Raw genomic sequence first — 22,665 nt, forward strand, 5'->3', positions numbered from 1 at the left:
GCGCCGAGCGAACGGGGTGAGCGAGGTGGAGATCGTACTGGCCGAGGCGGGCCGCCACCGCTGGCGGATCGAGCCGCGCCCGCCGATGCGGGTGCCGGGCGTGGTCTTCGCGGACGGCGCGCTGCTGCCGCAGGCCGCCGGGGACCGCGCGCTGGAGCAGGTTGCGAACGTGGCGACGCTGCCCGGGATCGTCCGCGCCTCCTACGCGATGCCCGACGTGCACTGGGGCTACGGCTTCCCGATCGGCGGGGTCGCCGCGACCGACGTCCAGCGGGGCGGGGTGGTCTCGCCGGGCGGGGTCGGCTTCGACATCTCCTGCGGGGTCCGGCTGCTGGCCGCCGGGGTGGATCGGGACGAGCTCGACGCCGAACGGATCCGCCGCCTGATGGACCTGCTGGACCGCACCGTCCCCCGCGGGCTCGGCCGCGGCGGGCTGTGGCACCTGTCCGGGCCGGAGGAACTGGACGAGCTGCTGCTCGGCGGCGCCCGTTACGCCGTCGAGCACGGCCACGGCGTGCCGCGCGACCTGGAGCGCTGCGAGGACCACGGGGTGCTGGCCGGTGCGGCCCCCGGCGAGGTGAGCACCCGGGCCGTCGAACGGGGCCTGCAACAGGTCGGCAGCCTCGGCTCGGCCAACCACTTCCTGGAGGTGCAGGCCGTCGACCGGGTGCAGGACCCGGAGACCGCCGCGGCCTTCGGACTGCGGACGGGCCAGGTCTGCGTCATGATCCACTGCGGCTCGCGCGGCCTCGGCCACCAGATCTGCACCGACCACGTCCGGGTGATGGACCGCGAACTGCACCGCTACCGGATCGAGCTCCCGGACCGCCAGCTCGCCTGCACCCCGGTCGACTCCGCGCGCGGCCGCGCCTACCTCGGTGCCATGACCGCTGCGGCCAACTACGGGCGGGCCAACCGGCAGCTGCTCTCCGAAGCCGCCCGGCGTGCCTTCGCCACCGCCCTCGGCGTCGGACTGGAGCTGGTCTACGACGTCTCGCACAACCTCGCCAAGCTGGAGACCCACGAGGTGGACGGCGAGGCGCGGAAGCTCTGCGTCCACCGCAAGGGCGCCACCCGCGCCCTGCCGCCCGGCGACCCCGACCTGCCCGCCGACCTGGCCGCGGCCGGGCAGCCGGTGCTGGTGCCGGGGACCATGGGCACCGCCTCGTACGTCATGGTCGGCCTGCCCGGCAACGAGGCCTTCCGCTCCGCCTGCCACGGCGCCGGCCGGGTGTGGAGCCGCCACCAGGCGCTGCGCACGGTGCGCGGCGAGCACCTCAAGGTCGAACTGGAGGCGCGCGGCATCGCCGTCCGGCCCGCCTCGATGCGGGCCCTGGCCGAGGAGACGCCCGAGGCGTACAAGGACGTGGACGCGGTGGCCGCCGTCACCGAGGCCGCCGGACTGGCCCGGCAGGTCGCCCGGCTGGTCCCGCTGGGGGTCTGCAAGGGATGAGCCGCCGGGACGAACGGACGAGCGGGCGCGCGGGAGGAAGCAGGCACGGGGAACACGGACGGGCCGGTGATCGAGTTCCGCGCGCTCACCGAGCGCTACGCCACCACCACCCACCCTGCGCTGCCCGGTCGGCCTGCTCGGCCCCAGCGCGGGCCGGGTGCGGTTCGGCCCAGGCCGTCCCGGTTCCCGGTCGCCTCACACACCCCGTGAGCACCGCTTTCCGCAGCCCAGGGGCTCGGTCGGTTTGGCCCTTCTCCAGCGTGTCGGGCGACAACCCCCGGTGGATCGGGCCAGGGTGAGCGGGACCTGACCGCCCGCCCGAAGACCGAGGCACCCCGATGCACCGTGACCAGGCGCCCGGAGCCGCCCCACCGGGCGGGTGGCCCGATCCCCGCCGCAGGCTGCCGCGCACCGACGCCGTGCTGGCCGATCCCCGGCTCGCCGAGGCCGCCGAGCGCCTCGGGCGTCCGCTCGTCAAGGCGGCCGTCGTCGAGGCCCAGGAGCGGGCCAGGCGCGGGGAGATCGGCCCCGCCGAGGTCGCCGAGGAGGCCGTCCGGGCGCTGCCGCCGACGGCCGCCGCGCTGCGCCCGGTGCTCAACGCCACCGGGGTCCTGCTGCACACCAACCTCGGCCGGGCCGCCCTGTCCGGGGCTGCCCGGCAGGCGGTGCTGGCCGCCGCCGGTGCCACGGACGTCGAGTTCGACCTCGCCTCCGGCGACCGCGCCCCGCGCGGCCGGTCGACCGTACGGGCCCTGCTCGACCGGGTCCCCGCCGCGCAGGCCGCCCACCTGGTGAACAACGGCGCCGCCGCCCTGATCCTGGCCGCCACCGCGCTCGCCCAGGGCCGCGAGATCATCGTCAGCAGGGGCGAACTGGTCGAGATCGGCGACGGCTTCCGCCTGCCGGACCTGCTCGCCTCGACGGGCGCGCGGCTGCGCGAGGTCGGCACGACCAACCGGACGACCACCGCCGACTACGCCGCCGCCGTCGGGGAGTCCACCGGCTTCATCCTCCGGGTCCACCCGTCGAACTACCGCATCACCGGCTTCACCGGCACCCCCGGACTCGCCGAACTCGCCGCACTCGGGCCGCCGTTGGTCGCCGACATCGGCTCGGGTCTGCTCCGGCGCGAGCCGCTGCTGCCCGACGAGCCGGACGCCGAGGGCTGGCTGCGGGCCGGCGCGGACCTGGTCACCGCCAGCGGCGACAAGCTGCTCGGCGGCCCGCAGTGCGGCCTGCTGCTGGGCCGCGCGGACCTCGTCCGCACCCTCGCCCGGCACCCGCTGGCCCGCGCCCTACGGGTCGACAAGCTGACCCTGGCCGCACTGGAGGCCACCGTCAACTCGCCTGACACGCCAACGAGTTCAGCCCTGCGCGCCGACGTTCGGGAGCTGCGTGAGCGGGCCGGGCGACTGGCCGCGGCGCTGGCGGCCGAGGGCATCCCGGCCCGGGCGGTCGACAGCCCCGCCGTGGTCGGCGGCGGCGGGGCGCCCGGAGTGGTCCTGCCCAGCGCCGCCGTGGCCCTGCCGGAGGCGTACGCCGCCCCGCTCCGGCAGGGGCCGACACCGGTGGTCGGCCGGACCGCCGACGGCTCCTGCCTGCTCGACCTGCGCACGGTGCCGGCGCCGGCCGACGCCGAACTCGCCGCGGCCGTCCGGCTGGCCGCCGGGGAACTGGCCCGACCGTGAGCACGACCCCTCCCGCACCGGGCCCCCGGCCCCGCACCAGACCACCCGCCCCGCACCCGGCCGCCGTCCCCGCACCAGACCACCGGTCCTGCACCCGGCCGCCCACCCCGCACCCGACCATCCGCCCGGAGCCCGCATGCACGTGATCGCCACCGCCGGGCACGTCGACCACGGGAAGTCGGCCCTGGTACGGGCACTCACCGGGATGGAGCCGGACCGGTGGCCCGAGGAGCGGCGCCGGGGGATGACGATCGACCTCGGCTTCGTCTGGACCGCGCTCCCCGGCGCCGGGGACGTCGCCTTCGTCGACGTGCCCGGCCACGAGCGGCTGGTGGCCACCATGCTGGCCGGGGTAGGGCCCGTCCCCGCCGTGCTGTTCGTCGTGGCGGCGGACCAGGGCTGGCAGGCGCAGTCCACGGAACACCTCGCCGTGCTCGACGCGCTGCGGGTGCGCCACGGCGTGCTCGCCGTCACCCGCAGCGACCTGGCCGACCCGGCCCCGGCCCGGGAGGAGGCGCTCGCCCGGCTGGCCCGCAGCTCGCTGGGCCGGGTCGAGGCGGTGGCCGTCAGCTCGGTGACCGGTGCGGGGCTGCCGGAGCTGAGGGCCGCCCTGGTCCGGCTGACGGCCCGGCTGCCCGCTCCCGACCCGGCCGCCGACGTCCGGCTGTGGGTCGACCGCACCTTCACCGTCCGGGGCCACGGCACCGTCGTCACCGGCACGCTCGCGGCCGGCTCGATCGCCGTCGGCGACCGCCTGCTCGCCGTCGGTGGATCCGCGGCCGCACGGCCCGCCGAGGGGGAACCGCTGCGGGTGCGCGGCCTGGAGAGCCTCAAGCGCCCGCTGGCCGAGGTCGCCGCAACCGCCCGGGTGGCGGTCAACGTGCACGGCCCCGCCGCCGCCGAGCTGCGGCGCGGCAGCGCCCTGCTGACCCCCGGCCGCTGGCTCACCACCGACACCGTGGACGTCCGCCTGCACGGCGACCCGGCCGCCGACCTGCCGCGCCGGCTCACCCTGCACCTCGGCTCGGCCGCCGTGCCGGCGACCGTCCGCCCCCTCGGCCCGGACACCGCCCGGCTCACCCTGGCCGCGCGACTCCCGCTGCGGATCGACGACACCGCCCTGCTCCGCGACCCCGGCCTGCACCGGATCGCCGCGGCGGCCACCGTCCTCGACGTCCGGCCGCCCGCCTTCACCCGCCGCGGCGCGGCGGCCCACCGCGCCCACGACCTCGAAGGACGGCGCGGCGCACCCGACCCGGCCGCCGAACTCCGCCGACGCGGCCTGATCCGCCGCCCCGAGTTCACCGCGATGGGCCTCACCCCGCCGCAGGAGCCCGTCACCGGGGACTGGCTGTGCGACCCGGGCCACTGGGCGCACCTCCGACGCCGCCTCCGCGAGGCCGTCGAACGCCACGCGGCCGAGCGGCCGACCGATCCCGGCCTGCCCGTCGAAGCGGCCCGCCGACTGCTCGACCTGCCCGACCGCGCCCTCGTCACCGCCCTGCTGCGGGCCATGGACGGCCGACTGGAGCAGCGCGAAGGACGGCTCTACGGCAGCGTCACCGGACCCGCCCTGCCGCCCGCCGTCCAGGAGGTGCGGGCCCGCCTCGCCGCCCGCCCCTTCCGCGCCCCCGAGGCGGACGAGCTCGCGGCCCTCGGCCTGACCCCCAGGCTGCTGGCCGCCGCGGCCGCCGCCGGCGCCCTGCTGCGGCTGCCCGACGGCATCGTGCTGCTCCCGGACGCCGACCGCCGCGCCGCCGCCGAACTCGCCCGGCTGGCACAGCCGTTCACCACCAGTGAGGCCAGGATCGCCCTCGACAGCACCAGGCGGGTGGTCATCCCGCTGCTGGAGCACCTGGACCGGCGCGGCTGGACGGAACGCGTCGACCCCACCCACCGCCGCCTCACCCCGGCGGCCCGTGGCGGAGGCGGACGGGAATCGAACCCGCCTGCCCGAGATCCTCGGACACCTCGGTTTTGAAGACCGGGAGGGCCACCAGGCACCCACACGCCTCCCCACCACCGCCCCATGGAAGCGGTCCGGCCGCCCCCGGATCAACCCGCCACACCGCACGGAGGAGACGCCATGACCACCGGCACCCCGATCCGCCTCACCGGCTACGCCCACGGCGGCGGCTGCGCCTGCAAGATCCCGCCGGGCGAACTGGAGGCCGCGCTGGCCGGGCTCCTCCCGCCCCAGGGCGGCCCCGGCACGGCCGAGCTGCTGGTCGGCCCGGAGAGTGGGGACGACGCCGCCGCCGTCCTCCTCCCGGACGGGGACACGGCCGTGATCGCCACCGCCGACTTCTTCACCCCGGTCGTCGACGACCCCTACGACTGGGGCCGGATCGCCGCCGCCAACGCGCTCTCCGACGTCTACGCGATGGGCGGCCGCCCGCTGGTCGCCGTCAACCTGCTCGCCTGGCCGCGCGAGGTGCTGCCCTTCGAGCTGGCCCGGGAGGTGATGCGCGGCGGCCTCGCCGTCGCCCGGCAGGCCGGCTGCCACGTCGGCGGCGGCCACAGCATCGACGACCCCGAGCCCAAGTACGGCATGGCCGTCACCGGCGTCGCCGACCCGGCCCGGCTGCTGCGCAACGACGCCGGCCGGCCCGGCCTGCCGCTGTCGCTCAGCAAGCCGCTCGGCACCGGCGTGCTGAACAACCGGCACAAGGCGACCGGCGAGCGCTTCCCGGAGGCCGTCGAGCTGATGGCCGCGCTGAACCGCGACGCGGCGCGCGCCGCGATGGACGCCGGGGCCCGCTGCGCCACCGACGTCACCGGCTTCGGGCTGCTCGGCCACCTGTACAAACTGGCCCGTGCCTCGGGCGTGACGGCCGTGGTCGACGCGGCGGCGGTGCCCTACCTGGCCGGGGCCCGGGAGGCGCTGCGGGACGGCTTCGTCAGCGGCGGAACGCGCCGCAACCTCGACTGGGTGGCGCCGCACACCGACTTCGGGCGGGCCGACGAGGAGGAGCGGCTGCTGCTGGCCGACGCCCAGACCTCCGGCGGGCTGCTGGTCGCGGGAGAGGTCCCGGGCGCACCGGTGATCGGCGAACTCGTGCCGCGCGGCGAGCACATCCTCGTCGTGCGGTAGTCAGACCTCCGTACCCGTCCGGTCGGTGATGCCCGCCCGGCGGCGGTACTCGCGGACCAGCTCCACCGAGGCCGGGCCGCGCGGCCGCCGCCCGGGCCGGATGTCGCAGGCGAGCGCCTTGGCCTCCTGGATGTGGGTGTTGGGGTCCAGCGACAGGTGCAGCAGCTCGTTCGCCGCGTCGCCGGTGGTGCAGCCGTTCGGCCCCCAGTGGTAGGGCAGCCCGACCTGGTGCAGGGTGCGGCCGTGCACGGTCAGCGGCATCATCCGGTCCGTCACCAGGACCCGTGCCTCGATCACGCCGCGGGCCGTCACCACGGTGGCCCAGCCCAGGTGTTCCAGCCCGCGCTCGGCGGCGAGCTGCGGGGAGACCTCGCAGAACATCGCGGGCTGGAGCTCCGCGAGGTAGGGCTGCCAGCGCGTCATGCCGCCCGCCGTGTGGTGCTCGGTGAGCCGGTAGGTGGTGGCGACGTACGGGAAGACCTCCGAGCCCGGGGCGGCGCCGCTCGGCTGGTACCGGTTGTCCGGCAGCGAGGGCAGCAAGTGGCGTACCGGGTTGCGCTGCTGGCCGTACAGGAGGTTGTCGAACGGGGAGTCCTGGGGCTCGTAGTGGGCGGGCAGCGGGCCGTCGGTCAGCCCGGCCGGGACGAACAGCCAGCCCTTTCCGTCGGCCTGCATGACGAACGCGTCGTCGCCGGCGAGGGCCTCGGCGGCGCGGGCCCCGTCCGGGGGGCGGTGGCCGGGGGGCGTCTCGGCGGGGAAGTCCGGGACGTCGTGCCCGGTCCAGCGGGAGTGCTCGGCGTCCCACCACACCAGGGCCTTGCGCTCGCTCCACGGCCGGCCGTCCCGGTCGGCCGACGCCCGGTTGTAGAGGACGCGGCGGTTCGCGGGCCAGGCCCAGCCCCACTCGGGGGCGACCCAGTCCTGCTCCCGGCCGGGCCTGCGCCGGGCCGCCTGGTTGACGCCGTCGGCGTACACGCCGCAGTAGATCCAGCAGCCGCACGCGGTGGAGCCGTCGTCCTTCAACTGGGTGTACGAGGAGAGCGGACGGCCCTCGGCGTCCCGGCCGTTGATCTCGGCGAGGACGGCCTCGGCGTCCGGCTCGTCGAGCCGGCCCCGGGTGGGGTAGTTCCAGGTGAGGTCGAGCACCGGGCGGTCCATCTCGTCGGTGGAGGCGGCGAGCCTGCGCCGGATGATCCGGCCGAGGTGGTAGGTGAACCACAGGTCGCTGCGCGCCTCCCCGGCCGGCTCCACGGCGGTGTGGTGCCACTGGAGCATCCGCTGGGTGTTGGTGAAGCTGCCGTCCTTCTCGGTGTGCGCCGCGGCCGGGAGGAAGAAGACCTCGGTGTCGATGTCCTCGGTCCGCAGCTCGCCGGTCTCGATCTCCGGGCCGTCCTTCCACCAGGTGGCGCTCTCGATCAGCGAGAAGTCGCGTACCACCAGCCACTTGAGGCCGGCCATGCCGAGCCGCTGCAGCTTGGTGGCCGCCGAGCCGACCGCCGGGTTCTCGCCGAACAGGAAGTAGCCCTCGCAGGTGCCCTCCCGCTGGGCCAGCACCGTCTCGTAGGTGCTGTGCGAGCCGGTCAGCCGGGGCAGGTAGTCGAAGCAGTAGTCGTTGTCCGCCCGCGCGGCCTCGCCCCAGTACGACTTCAGCAGGCTGACCAGGTAGGAGCGCATCTCGCCCCAGAAGCCCTTGTGGGCGGCTTCCGCCTCGACGAAGGTGTCGAGCGTCTCGTCGGCGTGGGCGTAGGGCATCGGGATGTAGCCCGGCAGCAGGTTGAACAGTGTCGGGATGTCGGTGGAGCCCTGGATGGACGCGTGCCCGCGCAGGGCCAGGATGCCGCCGCCCGGGCGGCCGATGTTGCCGAGCAGCAGCTGCAGCACGGCGGCCGTGCGGATGTACTGAACGCCGACGGTGTGCTGGGTCCAGCCGACCGCGTACGCGAACGCGGTGGTGCGCTCCCGCCCGGAGTTCTCCGTGACCAGCTCGCAGACCTGCCGGAAGACGTCCTGCGGCACGCCGCAGATCCGCTCCACCAGCTCGGGCGTGTAGCGCGCGTAGTGCCGCTTGAGCACCTGGAAGACGCACCGGGGGTGGTTCAGCGACTCGTCGCGCCGCGGCTCCTCCTCGCCGATCGCGGCGCCGCCCGAGCCGTGCGACTCGCCCCGGCCCGTCTCGGAGGTGCGCCGGTCGTACTGCTGGTCGCGCGTCCCGGAGGCGGCCTGGACGTCGAGGCCCTCGTACTGCCAGGTCTCGGTGTCGTAGCTGCGGCCCTCGCGGTCCAGGCCGGAGAACACGCCGTCGAGGTCCTCGGTGTCGCGGAAGTCGTCGCGCAGCAGTACCGGCGCGTTGGTGAACGCGACGACGTACTCGCGGAAGTACTTCTCCTGCTGGAGGACGTAGTTGACGATGCCGCCGAGGAAGGCGATGTCACTGCCCGCGCGCAGCGGCACGTGCAGGTCCGCCAGGGCGCTGGTCCTGGTGAACCGCGGGTCGACGTGGATGACCTTGGCCCCGCGCGCCTTGGCCTCCATCACCCACTGGAAGCCCACCGGGTGGCACTCGGCCATGTTGGAGCCCTGGATGACGATGCAGTCGGAGTGCTGCAGGTCCTGCTGGAAGGTCGTGGCGCCGCCGCGGCCGAACGAGGTCCCCAGACCGGGGACGGTGGAGGAGTGTCAAATACGGGCCTGGTTCTCGATCTGCACCGCGCCGAGCGCGGTGAACAGCTTCTTGATCAGGTAGTTCTCCTCGTTGTCCAGGGTCGCGCCGCCCAGGCTCGCGAAGCCCAGGGTGCGGCGGGTGCGGACCCCGTCGACCTCCCACTGCCAGCCGTTCCGCCGGGAGGCGATCACCCGGTCGGCGATCATCTCCATCGCGGTGTCCAGCGGCAGCGGCTCCCACCCGGTGCCGTGCGGGCGGCGGTACAGCACGCGGTACTCGCGGGCCGGGCCGGTGGTCAGCTGGAGGCTGGCCGAGCCCTTGGGGCAGAGGCGGCCGCGCGAGACCGGCGAGTCCGGGTCACCCTCGATCTGGGTGACCCTGCCGTCCTCGACGTAGACGTCCTGGCCGCAGCCGACCGCGCAGTACGGGCAGACGGACTTGACCACCTCGTCCGCCGTGCCGGTGCGGGGCGTCAGGTGCTCGCTGCGGGCGCTCTTGGCCGCCTGGCCGCGGCCCAGCGGATCCGTGCCGGTCAGCTGGCGGTAGACCGGCCAGGAGCCGATCCAGGTCCGTACACCCACGGCGGAACCTCCTCGTGCCGGGCGGCGCCGGGTTCGCGGGCCGCCGTTCCCATCATCGTCGCGGTGCGCTCAGCCCGCAGGCCGGGCCGCCAGCCGCTCCCGCTGGGGGAGCACCGTGTACTTCGGGTCCTCGGCGGAGCGGACCCCGCCGAGGAAGATCCCGAACCGCAGGGCGGCCGACCCGGCCAGCAGCGCCGCCCCCGCGGCCGCCGCCACCCGGCGGTCCCGGTGCCCGGCCGCCAGCGCGAGCGCCGCCCCGGCCCCGGTCAGCAGCTCCGCCGCCCGCATCAGACGGCCCGCCCGGCCGGTGTGCAGCGGCTCGGCGCTCAGACCCATCCGGCCGGTCATCACCCGGGTGGCGCCGAGTTCGAGCGCGGTGCCGAAGGCGGCGGCGCGCCGGGCCGGGCCGTTCTGCGCGAGGGGCGCGGTCAGCAGGCCGAGGCCCGCCGCGGCGGACACGGCCGAGCCGCCGAACGCGAACGGCAGCTCGCGGTGGCCGTCGTGCCAGCTCGGCACGGCGGTGTCGGCGATCAGGACGGCCGTGTAGGTGCAGACGCCCGTGCCCAGCAGGGCGGCGCCGGCCCCGGCGGCCGTGCCGAGCCTGGGCAGCCTGCCGGTCACCGCGCTCGCGGCGGCGGCACCGGCGAGCGGCACGTACCCGGCGAGCAGCCAGGAGCCCACGCTCATCGGTGAGGTCGGCTTGACGACGCGCAGCATGTTGACGAAGCGCCCCGGGCGGCCGAGGTCGTGGACCAGCGCCACCAGCGACAGCCCGATCGCGCCCAAGGCGCCCACCCGCAGGGGGCGCGCCAGCTCCGGGCAGCCGCAGGCCCCGGCGCCGGCGGCCAGCGCGGAGGAGCCGCCCGCGAGCCCGCCGAGGAACAGGTAGCCGGCGATGTCGAGCGGCTTCCAGACGGGCTTCTTGAGCACCGGGCGGCCGTAGTACGAGTCGAACTCGGCGGGGGGAACCATGGCCCGCTCCCTGCCGCCGCGCCCGCCGCGCCCGCCGCGGCCGTGCGCGGGCCGGCTCATCGCGGCCTCCGCAGGCAGCACCCCGCCACCCCGGCGGCGACCGTGACGGCGGCGACCGCGGCCCGGCGCCACATGGCGGGCAGGTCCCGGGTGGTCACCACCGGGTCCGGCGGCAGGCCGTAGACCTCGGGTTCGTCCAGCAGCAGGAAGAACGCCCCCGCGCCGTCCACGCCGTCCCGCGGGTCGGCGCCGTACAGCCGGGCCTTCGGGTTGCCGGACTCCTGGAGCGTCCGGACCCGCTCGGCGGCCCGTTCGCGCAGTTCGTCGAGCGGCCCGAACTGGATCGAGTCGGTGGGACAGGCCTTGGCGCAGGCCGGTTCCTGCCCGGCGCCCAGGCGGTCGTAGCACATCGTGCACTTCCACACCCGGCCGTCGGCGGGCCGCTGGTCGATGACGCCGAACGGGCAGGCGGGCACGCAGTAGCCGCAGCCGTTGCAGATGTCCTCCTGGACGACGACGGTGCCGAACTCGGTGCGGAACAGCGCGCCGGTCGGGCAGACGTCGAGGCAGGCGGCACTGGTGCAGTGCTTGCACACGTCGGAGGACATCAGCCAGCGCAGCTCGGTGCGCCCGTCGGGGGCGACCGGCGAGATCGTGCCCGGGGCCCGGCCCGGATCGTCCAGCCGGGCGGCCTCGGCGAACACGTCGACCCGGCTGTGGTCGGGCGTCGTCCAGTCACCGCCGGGGGGCCTGGACTGCTCGACGAAGGCGACGTGGCGCCAGGAGTCGGCGCCGAGACCCCGGGTGTTGTCGTACGACATCCCGGTCAGTTCGAGGCCGCGCTCGGGGACGGCGTTCCACTCCTTGCACGCCACCTCGCAGGCCTTGCAGCCGATGCACACCGAGGTGTCGGTGAAGAACCCGACCCTCGGTGGCTGCTCCGATCGCTGCTCCACAGCCGGTCTCCTTCCGTGGAGGGGAGCGGACCCGCCGCCCCGCCTCCCACCCAACCGCTCCGGACGCTCCCCCGCGACCCGGCCGCACGGCCCGCCGCCGCCGTGCCCGCCTCAGCCTCCGCCTCCGCCTCAGCCTCCGCCTCCGCCTCAGCCCCGGCCGAGGTCGAAGGCGGTGGGGCCGTGCCCCGCCCAGACGGTGCGGGAGGTCTGCTCGGGGTAGCGGACGGTCTCCGAGCGGGTGCCCAGGACCCGGGTGAGCTGACGCTCCGGCTCGTGGGCGGGCCACCCGGGCTCGCCGGTGGTGACGAACCGGACCCAGGCCCGCCGCAGCTCCCGGGACAGCTCGACGGCCTCCGGGGCGGGCGGGTCCCCGAGGAAGTGCCGGGCCATCGGGCTGCCCAGACTGCCGAAGGCCAGCGGGACGTCCAGGCCGTGGCAGGCGCCGAACACCCCGCCCATGGCGGGGGCCGGGTAGGCGAGCTCGAAGAGGTACGAGGTGCCGCCGGCCGCTGTGTTGCCCTCGGCGAGGTGGAGCGTGGGCATCCGGAACAGGGCGTCGGAGAAGACGGCTTCGACCAGGTCCCCGGGCGTGGCGCCGGGGAGGGCGGCGCGGTAGGCGTCCGGACCGTCCGGGCCCGGGGCGAGCAGGTCCAGGGCGGTACGGGCGTCCTCCTCGGTGAAGGCGCCGTGCCGGCCGGCGAGGACGGCGAACAGCCGGAACTCGTCGCGGGTGTGGCCGACCAGCAGCTCGGCGCCGTCGGCCCGTCCGGCGGCCAGGGCGGCCCAGGGCTCTTCGGTGAGGACCTCGCCGTCGACCACCGGGACGGTGGCGACGCCGGTGTGGGCGAGCCGCCCCCAGCGCGCCAGGTGCCCGGGGAGTTCGGTGTCGAGGTCGGTGACGGCCTTCGCCAGGCGCCCGGGGTCGACCCCGGCGAGGGCGGCGGCGGTGGGCGCGGTGCCGCAGGGTCGCGCCGCGGTGGAGCGGGTGGTCCGGCAGGCGGTCGCGGACGGGCTGATCGCGGCGGACCGCGACCCGGTGGTGGAGACGGACCTGCTGCTGGCGCTCACCGGGTTCACCACCCTGCTGGAACTGGGCGTGGTCGAGCCGGCCGCCGTGCTCACCGCCGTCGACCGGCACCTGGACGGGCTGTTCGCGGGGGAGGGCGGGGCGGCCGGCCGGTGACGGCGTGGCAGGCTGGGCGGGCGCCGCCGCCCGGACCCGTACGACGCCGGGCGGCGCACGACGCAGGACCCGCACGACGCAGGATTCGCACGACGCAGGGCCCGTACGACGCAGGACCCGTACGAGGCCGGACCCTCAACCAGGAGCACCCGCATGGACCGACCCGCCGCCCTCCGCCTCGACGCCAACGCCTCCGGGCACCCGGCGGGCATCCTCGACGCCGCAGAGCGGGCCGAACGCCGGGGCATGGACCGGCTGGTGGTCGCCGAAACCGCCTACGACCCGTTCCTCCAGCTCGCCCGGGCCGCCGACCGCACCGAGTCGATCGAGCTGGCCACCGGCATCGCGGTGGCCTTCGCCCGCACCCCGATGACCCTGGCCTACCAGGCCTGGGGGCTGCACGCGGCCTCCGGCGGGCGGGCCGTCATCGGGCTGGGCTCGCAGGTCAAGCCGCACATCGAGAAGCGCTTCGGGATGCCCTGGGACCGCCCGGCGGCCCGGATGCGCGAGTACGTGCACGCGGTGCGGGCGATCTGGCACAGCTGGCAGACCGGTGAACGGCTGCGCTTCCGGGGCGAGTTCTACACCCACACGGTGATGACGCCGGTCTTCTCGCCCGACCCGGTCCCGACCGGGGCGCCCCGGATCCTGCTGGCCGGCGTCGGTCCGCTGATGACCCGCACCGCCGGGGCGGTGGCCGACGGCTTCCTCGGCCACCCCTTCTCCTCCACCGCCTACCTGGCCGAGCAGGTGCTGCCCGGGCTGATGGCGGCGCGTCGGCAGGCGGAGGCCGAGGGCGCCGAGTGGACCGGGCGGCCGTTCGAGATCGTCGGCAACGTGCTCACCGCCGTCGGCCGCACCGAGGAGGAGCTGGCGGCCAACAGGGCCGGGGTGCGGGAGCGGCTCGCGTTCTACGCCTCCACCCCGGCCTACCGGCCGGTGCTGGCGCAGCACGGCTGGGAGGACCTCCAGGAGGAGTTGCACACCCACTCGGTGCGCGGGCGCTGGGCGGAGATGACGGCGCTGATCTCCGACGAGGTGTTCGACGCCTTCGCGGTGTCCGGCACGGTCGAGGAGGCGGCGCGGGAGATCCACCGCCGGTACGCGGGGCTGGTCACCCGGCTGTCCGTCAACCTGCCGGAGGACGCGGACCCGACGCTCGGCCTTGACGTGCTGGCGGCGGTGCGCACGCTGGGCTGAGCGGAACCGGTCCGAGAGCTGCCACGGGACGGCTCCGACCGGCCAGGGCCGTCCCCGGGCCGCTGCCCGCCCTGCCGGACACCGCCCTGCCGGACACCGCCCCGAGCACCCCGGCGGCCCGGGGACGGCCGTCGCTAGGCTGTGCCGACATGGATCCGGACGACGCCGAAGCGCTGCGCCACCTCCACGACCCCGGGGACCACAAGCGGCTGGCCGAGCGGACCTCGGACCCGGAGGTGCTGCGCCGACTCGCCCTGGGGGAGTACTCGTTCGTCTGGCACGCGATCGCCGGCAACGCCGCCGCACCCGCCGATCTGCTCGTCCCGCTCGCGGCCCGGCGGCACAGCACCTGGAACGACAACTGCCTGCTCCGGCTGGTCGCCGCCCACCCGGCCCTGACCGGTGCCGAGTTGGACGGCCTGGTGCCGTTGCTGGCCGCACGCCTGGAGGAGGGCGCGCGCCCGTACGCGGCGGTCCTGGAGCTGGCCCGGCGGCCGGAGCCGTCCGCCGGGCCACTGCGCGGGCTGGGGCGCCTGCCCGGGGCCTCGGCCCGCTTCCGCAGGGGGATCGACCGGGCGCTGGCGGCGCGGCCGGTTCGCTGAGCGGCCCCGGTGCCTCAGGCGCTGGGCACCGGGGGCACGGCGCGGCGCTCGCGCAGGGTGCGCAGCATGCGGCGGGTGGCGCGGGTGGCGACCGGCGGGAGGAGGTCCAGGGCCAGGCGGCGCGGGGTGGAGCGGACCTGCGCGGGTGACTTGACCTGGTAGTTGAGCCGCAGCACGCGGTGGCCGGCGATGCTGTCCTCGTCGACGGTGTAGTCCTCGGCCCGCCAGTCGCGTTCCAGCAGGGTCCGGCGGGCGGCTCCGGCGTCGCCCCAGGTGCCGTAGAACTTCATCGGGGTGAGCAGCACCGGCCGCAACCCGCCGGTGAACACCGCCTCCCACACCGCCGCGGAGACGCCGGGGGTGTGCTCGGAGCGGTAGTCGTCCAGCGCGATCAGGCCGTCCTCGGCGAGGGCGGACCTGGCGACCAGGATGTCCCCGCTGACGTGCTCGTACAGGTGCGAGGCGTCGACGTGGACGAACCGGCAGCTGCCCGCCGGGATCCGGCCGTCGGCCAGCACCGAGGTGGGGGCCTGGACGATCTCGGGCAACTCGCCGTGGAAGGCGAGGTAGTTGGACTCGAAGGCGCTGCGGGTGAGGGTCTTGCGGTAGGACATCGTCATCTCGGCGGCGTTGTCGGCGTCGCCGGCCTCGGAGTCGAACAGGTCGCAGACGGTCAGCCGTTCGCCGGGCTGGAGGTGGTCCCCGAGCAGTACGGCGCTGCGGCCGAGGTAGCTGCCGAGTTCCAGGATGTCCCCGGTGACCCCGGCCGCCGTCTGGGCGGACAGCAGGTGGGAGAAGGCGGCGCGGTCCAGTCCGAAGAACCAGCCGGGGATGTCGTCCCGCTTCTGCGGAACGGAGCGGACGGCGGCGGTCACTTCACTGGGCACGGCTGCCTCCAGGGGACGGGCGGAGCGCGGTGGTGGATCACGCCGCGGAGGGCGAACGCCGTGGTCGTGAGGCCGATCATCATAGCTATGCCCGGGCTGCTCCGGAGGGCCCTTCAGCGGCTGCCGGACCGTTCCTCTCCGTCAGGCCAGCGATGGTCTCGGTCAGCCAGGCCCGTTCGGCGGCGGTGGAGGCCCGGGCGACCAGCAGCATGCCGCGCCGGAACGGGTTCGGCTCCCGTTCGGCGGTGACCGGGCGGCCGTCCCCGTCGTAGAAGAAGCTGCTCGGCGCCTCCAGGAAGGCCAGTCGGCGGCGCAGCACGGCGGCCTGCTGGTGCGGGTCGGCGAGGTGGTGGAGGAAGGCCGCGAGCGTGAAGAAGCGGATCTGGTCGGTGATTTCGGCCTGTTCCGGGTCGGCCAGCCGGCGCAGCAGCTCGGCCCGGCCCTCCCCGGTCGGTTCCAGGGTCTGGCGCGGGGCGGCCCCGGTGCCGGGCTCGGTGCGGCGGTGCAGCAGGCCGGCCTTCTCCAGCCGGGTGATCGCGGGGTAGAGCGCGCCGTCACTGACCGGGCGGACGTGGCCGGTCAACCCGGTGATCCGGGACTTGAGTTCGTAGCCGTGCAGCGGCTGGTCGTACAGGAAGCCGAGGATCGCGAGGGTCAGCACGGTCGAAGCCCTTTCGTCGGAGTGCGCCCCGTGGCGGGGCCATGCTACCTCTTGCCGAGGTGTCTCGAATCGAGGTATATCCATTCGAGGTAAATCCAGTCGAGGTGACCGTCGGCCCGGGTGCGGGCGGCGGAACGAGGGGGAAGCGTGCGCGAGCAGCTGTACCGACTGGCCGCCCTGGCCGGGCCGGTCTACGCCGAACTGCTGTCCGGAGTGATCGCCACGGTGATCGGCACGTTCTGGGTGGCGAGCCTCGGCGGATCCGCCGTCGCCGCCGTCACCCTCGCCGGCACCGTCGAGAACCTGCTGCTCGGACTCGTCCTGGTGGTGGCCTCCGGCGTCAGCGTCCGGCTCGCCCGGGCCCTCGGCGCCGGCGACCGGGACGAGGCCGCCCGCGTCACCCGGGCCTCCTGGCGCCTGTGCGCGCTCGGCAGCCTCGCCCTCGCCGCCCCCGGCTTCCTGCTCCGGGACCGCCTCGCGGCCGCCTTCCTCGACGGCGAGGCCGCCACCCGGGCGGCCGAGTACTTCACCGTCGCCTTCCCGGCGTTCGGCCTCTTCTTCGCCCAGCGCGTCGCCGACGAACTCTTCAAGGGCGCGGGCGACACCCGCACCCCGATGCGGGTCGCGCTGCTCTCCAACGCCCTGCTGCTGGTCCTGGACCCGCTGCTGATCCTCGGCCCCGGCCCGCTGCCCGCCCTCGGCGTGACCGGCGCGGCGCTCGCCCTCACCGTCTCCCGGGCGGTCGCCCTCGCCGTCACCCTGCGGCTGCGGCCCCGGACCGGCGGGGCGGTCCGGGGCGTCGGTGCGGCAGCCGTCCGCATCCTGCGGGCCGGTGCTCCCTTCGGCCTGGACTTCACCGCCCGGATGGCCGTCGGCACCGCCCAACTGGCCCTGGTCGCGGGCTTCGGGGTCGCGGCCGTCGCCGGGTACGGCATCGGCTACCGGCTCCTGCTCCTGCTCACCATGGCCTTCTACGCGCTGCGCCAGGCGACCGCCATCCGGGCCGCCCGGCTCACCGGCGCGGGGGCGGCCGCCGAGCTGCGGGCCCTCCGCCGCGCCACCACCCGCCTGGCCGTCGGACTGGGCGCGGGCGCGGCGGTGCTGGCAGCCGGCTGCGCGGGCCCGCTGACCGCCCGGTTCACCGACGACCCGGCGGTGTCCGTCCAGTCCGTCGGCTTCCTCCACCTGACGGCCCTCTACCTCCTCCCGTACGCCCCGGCCGTCGCCCTCGGCGGCTTCCACCAGGCGACCGGCGCGGGGCGGGCACTGGTGCTGTCGGCGGTGTTCGGGCTCGGTTCCCAACTCGGGGCCGCGGTGGTGCTGTCGGAAGCGCTGGGGGTGGCCGGGGTGTGGTGGGGGCAGGTGGTGGGAGCGGTGGTGCAGTTGGGGCTGCTGGCGGTGCTCACTCGGCGGGGGACCGGTGCCGCCGGCTGTTCAGGAGACCCTGCCGGTCCGCGGGCACAGGCCGGTGGCGAACGCGTGGGCGGCCGCCAGGTCGCGGGCGTCCGGGCGCTGCTTGTTGATGCCGCCGACCAGTTTGAAGGGGAGCCAGGTGTCGTGGCCGCGGGCCGTGAAACTGCCGACCACCTCGAAGCCCTTCGGCTCCAGGAGGCGGACCAGCGGGCGGGTGAAGGGGCGGAAGCCGGGCTCGGGTAGCCCGCTGGTGGCGAAGACGAAGGCCCGGCGGGGCTGTCGGGCCGGGGGGAGCGCCCGTACGTACTCCCGCAGGCGCGGGTGCAGCCGGCCGGTGAAGACGCCGGAGCCGAAGCCGACCAGGTCGTAGCCGACGAGGTCGGCCGGGTCCAGCTCCTCGGGTTCGACCACTGCGGCGGCCAGGGGGTGGGCCATCGCCTCGGCGACCCGCCGGGTGTTGCCGTGGGACACCGAGACACAGACGATGACGGCCTTCATGATGATGCTCCCTTCGCTCCGCGATCGCGGGGGTGCGGAACGTCCGCGCCCACAGGGTCGACCGGGCAGCGCTCGGGAACGTGACATCGGGGGCGGCTCGGGAACTGTTCGGCGGGCCGTCCCGGTTCAGGCTGCCGTCGGTCACGTCCCCGACCGGCGGTTCCGCCGACCGGGGACCGGCGTACCCGCACTCCGCTCGGCGGCCGGACCGGGGGCGCTACCGGACCGCCGGGCCGAGGTGGGCGTCCAGGCTGGTGCGCAGCAGCGATTCCAGGCCGTCGCTGCCGGTGGCCAGCCGCAGGCTGCCCCAGGTGCGCAGTTGGGCCAGGCCGTGCAGGTTGGCCCAGAGGGCGGCGGTGGCGGCGGCCGGGTCGTCGCAGTCGGGGTGGACCTCGGCGACCAGGCCGACGAAGGTCAGGAACAGCGGCAGGGTGGTGCCGCGCAGGTCCGAGCCGCTGCCCTCCAGCAGGTCGTGACGGAACATCAGCTCGAACATCCCCGGGTTCGCCGCCGCGAAGCCCAGATAGGCGCGGGCGAGGGCCTCGATCCGGGTGCGCGCGTCGGCCCCGGTGGTGACGGCGAGCGCGTCGGCGCCCGCGAGCGAGTCGGTGAGCCTGCCGAAGCCCTGCCGGGCGACGGCGGCGAGCAGTTCGCGGTGGGTGGGGAAGTGGCGGCGCGGTGCCCCGTGGGAGACCCCGGCGTGCCGGGCGATCTCGCGCAGCCCGAGGGCGTGGACGCCCTCGCGGGTGACCAGCTCGACGCCGGCGGCCACCAGCCGGGCGCGCAGGTCGCCGTCCTGTCCGGACGGGGGCTCGGTCATGGTCTCGGCCGTGGTGTCGGTCATGGACCCTGTCTACCCGATCTTCGTAGACACTGTCTACTCGCCTCGGCGGACGTGCGCCGGGCAGAATCGGAGGCATGGACGAAGGCGGCGAGTCGGCCTGCTGGCTGGACCGGGTGTGCCCGGAGTGCGGACGGCTGCGGGAGCGGCCGGGCCCGGGGCCGTGCGAGAACTGCGGCGCGCCGGACGGGGGCGCTGACGGGGACGTGAACGCGGACGCCGGGTCCGGCGGAGCGACGGAGCACGGCGCGAAGCGGGAGCCGGGCCGGGCCGACGGCTGAACGCCACCGCCCGGCCCGGCGGAGCGGACGCGGTCTCGGCCGCTACTGCGGCGGCTGGTCGCGGAACTGGTCCTTCAGCTTGTCCTGGGCCACGTCGGTTTGGCTGCTGTACTTCCCCTGGGTGTGTTCGTCGAAGGTGTCACCCGCCTTGTCGACGCCCTTCTCCGTCTGCTCCTCGTGGCCCTTCAGCATGCTCTTGAGCTTATCCAGCATGGACATGTGGTCACCCTCCTGGATGAGACGCCCCCACCCCTCCAGGATCACAGCGCGGGTCGTCCCGCGCATTTCGCGGGCGCGTGGCGGCCTTGGCAAGGCGATCCGGGTCATGTCAAATCGTGAGTTCACGGATCGTCGGAGGGAGTCGTTTTGAAGCCGCACACCTGGAACCGCACGGGCGCCGCGCTCACCGTCGCCGCCCTGGTCACCCCGCTGCTGCTGGTCGGTGCCGGAAGTGCCAACGCAGATCCGGACCCGGCCCGCCGGGGGGCCAGGCTGGCCGAGCGGCTGGTCGCGGCGAGCAGTGCCGAGGACGCGCACGACACCCTGGCCGTGCTGCAACGGGTCGCCGACCGCAACGGCGGTACCAGAGCCGCCGGTTCGAAGGGCCACGACCGGTCGGCGGACCACATCTACGAACAGGCCCGGCGGGCCGGGCTCGTGGTGTCCCGGCAGGAGTTCGAGTACACCTTCTTCGAGGCCCGCGCCCAGCGGCTGGACGTGGTGTCACCACGGGCCGGATCGGTGCCGGTGATCGCCATGACCTACTCGGTGAGCGGCCCGGAGGCAGGCCTGAACGCCGAGTTGGGCGTCGCCCCGGTCGGCGCCACCACCGGTTGCACACCCGCCGACTACCCGGCGGGCTCCGTCACCGGCCGGATCGCGCTGATCCGGCGCGGCGGGTGCAGCTTCGCCGAGAAGCAGGCGGCCGCGGCGGGCGCCGGCGCCCTCGGGGCGCTGATCTACAACAACGCCGACGGCGAGCTCGGCGGGACGCTGGGCGAGCCCACGGCGGGGAAGATCCCGACCGGCGGGATCACCAAGGAGGCCGGCGAGGCGCTGGCCGCCGAGGCCGCCGCCGGGCCCGTGCGGGTGGACCTGGACATCCGGACCTTCATGGAGCCGCGCCGGACCTGGAACGTCATCGCCGAGACCCGCGGCGGGGACCCGGCCGACACCGTGATGATCGGCGCCCATCTGGACTCCGTGCCCGCAGGGCCGGGCATCAACGACAACGGCTCCGGCGCGGCCGGGATCCTGGAGGTCGCGAAGAACCTCGGCGTCCGCCCGGTGAAGAACAAGGTCAGGTTCGCCTGGTGGTCGGCCGAGGAGTTCGGCCTCAAGGGCTCCGAGGCGTACGTGAAGTCGCTCTCCGAGGCGGACCGGCAGAAGATCCGGCTCTACCTCAACTTCGACATGATCGCATCCCCCAACTACGCGCAGTTCGTCTACAACGGCTCCGGCAGTGCGGGCGGTGACGCCGGCCCCCAGGGCTCCGCCCAGATCGAGCGGGACCTCACCGGGTACCTGGACGGCCGCGGCCTGCCGCACGACCCCTCGGCCTTCGACGGCCGCTCCGACTACGGACCGTTCATCGACGCGGGCATCCCGGCCGGCGGCACCGACACCGGCGCCGAGGCGATCAAGTCCCCCGACCAGCAGGCCCGTTACGGCGGCACGGCGGGCACCGCCTTCGACGCCTGCTACCACAAGGCCTGTGACGACCTGGACAACATCGACATGGCGGCCTTCGACGTCAACATCGACGTGATCGCCCACGCCGTCGGCACCTACGCCTGGGACCTCTCCTCGCTGCGGCAGCCCGTACCGGCCCAGCGCCCCGCCGGTCGGGCGGCGACCGGAGCGGGAACCAGCACCCCCGGCGGCACCGGTGCCGCCGGAGCCGACGCCCGCCGGGCGTCGGCCTGACGCCCGGGTGGGCCCGCTGCCGTCCTCGGGCGGCGGGCCCACCCGCCCACCGTGCACCTGCCCGCCATCCGCACCCTCCCTCCGTCATCGCCCCTGGTGGAGCCGGGTGCGAGTCACCGTAGCCGACAGCACTGACAATCCGGCCCGAGCCCTGTACGGTGCCGCGCGGAGCGCATCCGCCGAGACCCGGTGGGTGCGCCGGGTCCGGTCCTGACACCATGGGACCGAGATCACGACACCGTGACACCCTCGGAGGAGTCAGCAACATGAGCACGCACTACGACGTCGTCGTCCTCGGCGCGGGCCCCGGCGGCTACACCGCCGCCGTCCGCTCGGCGCAGCTGGGCCTGAAGGTCGCGGTCATCGAGGCCAAGTACTGGGGCGGCGTCTGCCTCAACGTCGGCTGCATCCCCTCCAAGGCCCTGCTGCGCAACGCCGAGCTCGCCCACATCTTCACCAAGGAGGCCAAGACCTTCGGCATCAAGGTCGAGGGCCAGGTGACCTTCGACTTCGGCGAGGCCTTCCGCCGCAGCCGCACGGTGGCCGACGGCCGGGTCAAGGGCGTCCACTACCTGATGAAGAAGAACGGCATCACCGAGTACGACGGCTGGGGCACCTTCGTCGACGACCACACCCTCCAGGTCGCGCTCAGCGGCGGCGGCTTCGACGTGGTCACCTTCGACCACTGCATCATCGCCGCCGGTGCCACCACCCGCCTGCTGCCGGGCACCAGCCTGAGCGAGCGCGTGGTCACCTACGAGGAGCAGATCCTCACCGAGGAGCTGCCGGAGAGCATCATCATCGCGGGCGCCGGCGCGATCGGCGTCGAGTTCGCGTACGTGCTGCACAACTACGGCGTGAAGGTCACCATCGTCGAGTTCCTCGACCGCATGGTGCCGCTGGAGGATGTCGAGGTCTCCACCGAACTCGCCAAGCAGTACCGCAAGCTGGGCATCGAGGTGCTCACCTCCACCCGGGTGGAGTCGATCGACGACAGCGACCCCAACAGCAAGGTCAAGGTCACCGTCACCAAGAACGGCGAGCAGCAGGTGCTGGAGGCCGACAAGGTGCTCCAGGCGATCGGCTTCGCGCCGCGGGTCAACGGCTACGGCCTGGAGAACTCCGGGGTCAAGCTCACCGACCGCAACGCCATCGCGGTGGACGGCCGCGGCCGCACCAGCGTCGACCACATCTTCGCGATCGGTGACGTGACGGCCAAGCTGATGCTCGCCCACGCCGCCGAGACGATGGCGGTGATCGCCGCCGAGACGATCGGCGGGGTGGAGACCCAGGAGGTGGACTTCGTGATGATCCCGCGCGCCACCTACTGCCAGCCGCAGATCGCCTCCTTCGGCTACACCGAGGCGCAGGCCCGGGAGCAGGGCTACGACGTCAAGGTCGCCAAGTTCCCGTTCACCGCGAACGGCAAGGCGCACGGCCTCGGCCACCCGATCGGCTTCGTCAAGGTCATCAGCGACAACAAGTACGGCGAGCTGCTCGGCGCCCACCTGATCGGCCCCGAGGTCACCGAGCTGCTGCCCGAGCTGACGCTGGCCCAGCAGTGGGACCTCACCGTCCACGAGGTGGCCCGCAACGTGCACGCCCACCCGACCCTGGGCGAGGCGGTCAAGGAGGCCATCCACGGCCTCGCCGGTCACATGATCAACATGTGACGGCCCGGCCTGGGTGAGGACAGGCCCCGGCGGGCGGCGAGCGCCGGCCGGGGCCTGCACGACCCGCGCCTCCACGCAGCCGTGACGGCCCGGA

Annotated in this window: 18 protein-coding genes, 1 tRNA gene and 2 pseudogenes; 11 read left to right on the top strand and 10 right to left on the bottom strand. The window is 75.0% G+C overall.

What is annotated here, in order from left to right; genetic code table 11:
• The first annotated feature begins 25 nt into the window (after positions 1-25).
• The 3 genes and pseudogenes from ACIRVF_RS18400 to ACIRVF_RS18410 form a co-directional block, all read left to right on the top strand.
• Positions 26-1,453: an RtcB family protein gene (locus tag ACIRVF_RS18400; protein ID WP_402818307.1), complete on the top strand. Its 1,428-nt coding sequence runs from the start codon at positions 26-28 to the stop codon at positions 1,451-1,453.
• A gap of 338 nt (positions 1,454-1,791) precedes the next feature.
• Complete coding sequence (gene selA / locus ACIRVF_RS18405) at positions 1,792-3,141, top strand: L-seryl-tRNA(Sec) selenium transferase (RefSeq protein WP_402818310.1); 1,350 nt, start codon at positions 1,792-1,794, stop codon at positions 3,139-3,141.
• A gap of 136 nt (positions 3,142-3,277) precedes the next feature.
• Positions 3,278-5,026 (top strand): annotated as a pseudogene (locus tag ACIRVF_RS18410) (SelB C-terminal domain-containing protein); the annotation flags it as partial.
• A 35-nt stretch (positions 5,027-5,061) separates the two neighbouring features.
• Here ACIRVF_RS18410 and ACIRVF_RS18415 read toward each other — a convergent pair.
• A tRNA-Sec gene (locus ACIRVF_RS18415) sits at positions 5,062-5,157 on the bottom strand.
• Positions 5,158-5,227: 70 nt separating this feature from the next.
• Here ACIRVF_RS18415 and selD point away from each other — a divergent pair.
• Positions 5,228-6,235, top strand: a complete 1,008-nt coding sequence (selD, locus tag ACIRVF_RS18420; RefSeq protein WP_402818313.1) for a selenide, water dikinase SelD — start codon at positions 5,228-5,230, stop codon at positions 6,233-6,235.
• Here the strand turns inward: selD and fdh are convergent, their stop codons facing one another.
• The 4 genes from fdh to ACIRVF_RS18440 form a co-directional block, all read right to left on the bottom strand.
• Positions 6,236-9,478 (bottom strand): formate dehydrogenase, encoded by a 3,243-nt coding sequence (gene fdh / locus ACIRVF_RS18425; protein ID WP_402818316.1) that lies wholly within the window; start codon positions 9,476-9,478, stop codon positions 6,236-6,238.
• Positions 9,479-9,547: 69 nt separating this feature from the next.
• Positions 9,548-10,450 (bottom strand): NrfD/PsrC family molybdoenzyme membrane anchor subunit, encoded by a 903-nt coding sequence (nrfD, locus tag ACIRVF_RS18430; protein WP_402818319.1) that lies wholly within the window; start codon positions 10,448-10,450, stop codon positions 9,548-9,550.
• Between the two features lie 56 nt (positions 10,451-10,506).
• Positions 10,507-11,406 carry a 4Fe-4S dicluster domain-containing protein gene (locus ACIRVF_RS18435; RefSeq protein WP_402818321.1) on the bottom strand — a complete coding sequence of 300 codons (900 nt, stop codon included), beginning with the start codon at positions 11,404-11,406 and terminating at the stop codon, positions 10,507-10,509.
• Between the two features lie 147 nt (positions 11,407-11,553).
• Positions 11,554-12,474, bottom strand: a complete 921-nt coding sequence (locus ACIRVF_RS18440) for a carboxylesterase family protein (RefSeq protein WP_402818324.1) — start codon at positions 12,472-12,474, stop codon at positions 11,554-11,556.
• On the opposite strand from ACIRVF_RS18440, the gene ACIRVF_RS18445 reads away from it, so the two are divergent.
• From ACIRVF_RS18445 to ACIRVF_RS18455, 3 genes are all read left to right on the top strand, one after another.
• A complete protein-coding gene (locus tag ACIRVF_RS18445; protein WP_402818327.1) occupies positions 12,443-12,589 on the top strand; it encodes a hypothetical protein in 147 nt (48 codons plus the stop codon). The genes ACIRVF_RS18440 and ACIRVF_RS18445 overlap by 32 nt on opposite strands.
• Before the next feature lie 153 nt (positions 12,590-12,742).
• The gene (locus tag ACIRVF_RS18450; RefSeq protein WP_402818330.1) at positions 12,743-13,789 is read left to right on the top strand and encodes a TIGR03617 family F420-dependent LLM class oxidoreductase; all 1,047 of its coding nucleotides are present in this window, start codon (positions 12,743-12,745) and stop codon (positions 13,787-13,789) included.
• A gap of 149 nt (positions 13,790-13,938) precedes the next feature.
• The gene (locus ACIRVF_RS18455) at positions 13,939-14,391 is read left to right on the top strand and encodes a hypothetical protein (protein ID WP_402818333.1); all 453 of its coding nucleotides are present in this window, start codon (positions 13,939-13,941) and stop codon (positions 14,389-14,391) included.
• Positions 14,392-14,405: 14 nt separating this feature from the next.
• Here ACIRVF_RS18455 and ACIRVF_RS18460 read toward each other — a convergent pair whose 3' ends face one another.
• Together ACIRVF_RS18460 and ACIRVF_RS18465 are read right to left on the bottom strand one after the other, a co-directional pair.
• Positions 14,406-15,278 carry a class I SAM-dependent methyltransferase gene (locus ACIRVF_RS18460; RefSeq protein ID WP_402818336.1) on the bottom strand — a complete coding sequence of 291 codons (873 nt, stop codon included), beginning with the start codon at positions 15,276-15,278 and terminating at the stop codon, positions 14,406-14,408.
• Positions 15,279-15,363: 85 nt separating this feature from the next.
• On the bottom strand, positions 15,364-15,939 hold the full coding sequence (locus tag ACIRVF_RS18465) for a PadR family transcriptional regulator (protein WP_402818339.1): 576 nt from the start codon (positions 15,937-15,939) through the stop codon (positions 15,364-15,366).
• A 147-nt stretch (positions 15,940-16,086) separates the two neighbouring features.
• On the opposite strand from ACIRVF_RS18465, the pseudogene ACIRVF_RS18470 reads away from it, so the two are divergent.
• A pseudogene (locus ACIRVF_RS18470) lies at positions 16,087-17,223 on the top strand (MATE family efflux transporter); the annotation flags it as partial.
• 150 nt (positions 17,224-17,373) lie between these two features.
• On the opposite strand, the gene ACIRVF_RS18475 reads toward ACIRVF_RS18470, so the two are convergent.
• On the bottom strand, positions 17,374-17,850 hold the full coding sequence (locus ACIRVF_RS18475; protein ID WP_402818342.1) for a flavodoxin family protein: 477 nt from the start codon (positions 17,848-17,850) through the stop codon (positions 17,374-17,376).
• Positions 17,851-18,067: 217 nt separating this feature from the next.
• On the bottom strand, positions 18,068-18,694 hold the full coding sequence (locus tag ACIRVF_RS18480) for a TetR/AcrR family transcriptional regulator (protein WP_402818345.1): 627 nt from the start codon (positions 18,692-18,694) through the stop codon (positions 18,068-18,070).
• Positions 18,695-18,768: 74 nt separating this feature from the next.
• Between ACIRVF_RS18480 and ACIRVF_RS18485 the strand changes: the two genes are divergently transcribed.
• Positions 18,769-18,972 (top strand): hypothetical protein, encoded by a 204-nt coding sequence (locus tag ACIRVF_RS18485; RefSeq protein ID WP_402818348.1) that lies wholly within the window; start codon positions 18,769-18,771, stop codon positions 18,970-18,972.
• Positions 18,973-19,014: 42 nt separating this feature from the next.
• On the opposite strand, the gene ACIRVF_RS18490 is transcribed toward ACIRVF_RS18485, so the two are convergent.
• Complete coding sequence (locus ACIRVF_RS18490) at positions 19,015-19,191, bottom strand: antitoxin (RefSeq protein ID WP_402818351.1); 177 nt, start codon at positions 19,189-19,191, stop codon at positions 19,015-19,017.
• A 147-nt stretch (positions 19,192-19,338) separates the two neighbouring features.
• Between ACIRVF_RS18490 and ACIRVF_RS18495 the strand changes: the two genes are divergently transcribed.
• Entirely contained in the window at positions 19,339-20,898 is a 1,560-nt protein-coding gene (locus ACIRVF_RS18495) for a M28 family peptidase (protein ID WP_402818354.1), read from the top strand.
• 266 nt (positions 20,899-21,164) lie between these two features.
• Complete coding sequence (gene lpdA / locus ACIRVF_RS18500; RefSeq protein ID WP_402818357.1) at positions 21,165-22,571, top strand: dihydrolipoyl dehydrogenase; 1,407 nt, start codon at positions 21,165-21,167, stop codon at positions 22,569-22,571.
• The last annotated feature ends 94 nt before the right edge of the window (positions 22,572-22,665 follow it).

Source organism: Kitasatospora sp. NPDC101157, from assembly GCF_044768255.1.
Classification (GTDB): Bacteria; Actinomycetota; Actinomycetes; order Streptomycetales; family Streptomycetaceae; genus Kitasatospora.

What these genes read in the sequence shown, in the direction of transcription:
- ACIRVF_RS18450 (WP_402818330.1), top strand. Translation starts at nt 12,743, where the DNA reads ATGGACCGACCCGCCGCCCTCCGCCTCGACGCCAACGCCTCCGGGCAC.
- ACIRVF_RS18490 (WP_402818351.1), bottom strand. Translation starts at nt 19,191, where the DNA reads ATGTCCATGCTGGATAAGCTCAAGAGCATGCTGAAGGGCCACGAGGAG.
- selD (WP_402818313.1), top strand. Translation starts at nt 5,228, where the DNA reads ATGACCACCGGCACCCCGATCCGCCTCACCGGCTACGCCCACGGCGGC.
- ACIRVF_RS18485 (WP_402818348.1), top strand. Translation starts at nt 18,769, where the DNA reads ATGGACGAAGGCGGCGAGTCGGCCTGCTGGCTGGACCGGGTGTGCCCG.
- ACIRVF_RS18480 (WP_402818345.1), bottom strand. Translation starts at nt 18,694, where the DNA reads ATGACCGACACCACGGCCGAGACCATGACCGAGCCCCCGTCCGGACAG.
- ACIRVF_RS18455 (WP_402818333.1), top strand. Translation starts at nt 13,939, where the DNA reads ATGGATCCGGACGACGCCGAAGCGCTGCGCCACCTCCACGACCCCGGG.
- lpdA (WP_402818357.1), top strand. Translation starts at nt 21,165, where the DNA reads ATGAGCACGCACTACGACGTCGTCGTCCTCGGCGCGGGCCCCGGCGGC.
- ACIRVF_RS18475 (WP_402818342.1), bottom strand. Translation starts at nt 17,850, where the DNA reads ATGAAGGCCGTCATCGTCTGTGTCTCGGTGTCCCACGGCAACACCCGG.
- nrfD (WP_402818319.1), bottom strand. Translation starts at nt 10,450, where the DNA reads ATGGTTCCCCCCGCCGAGTTCGACTCGTACTACGGCCGCCCGGTGCTC.
- selA (WP_402818310.1), top strand. Translation starts at nt 1,792, where the DNA reads ATGCACCGTGACCAGGCGCCCGGAGCCGCCCCACCGGGCGGGTGGCCC.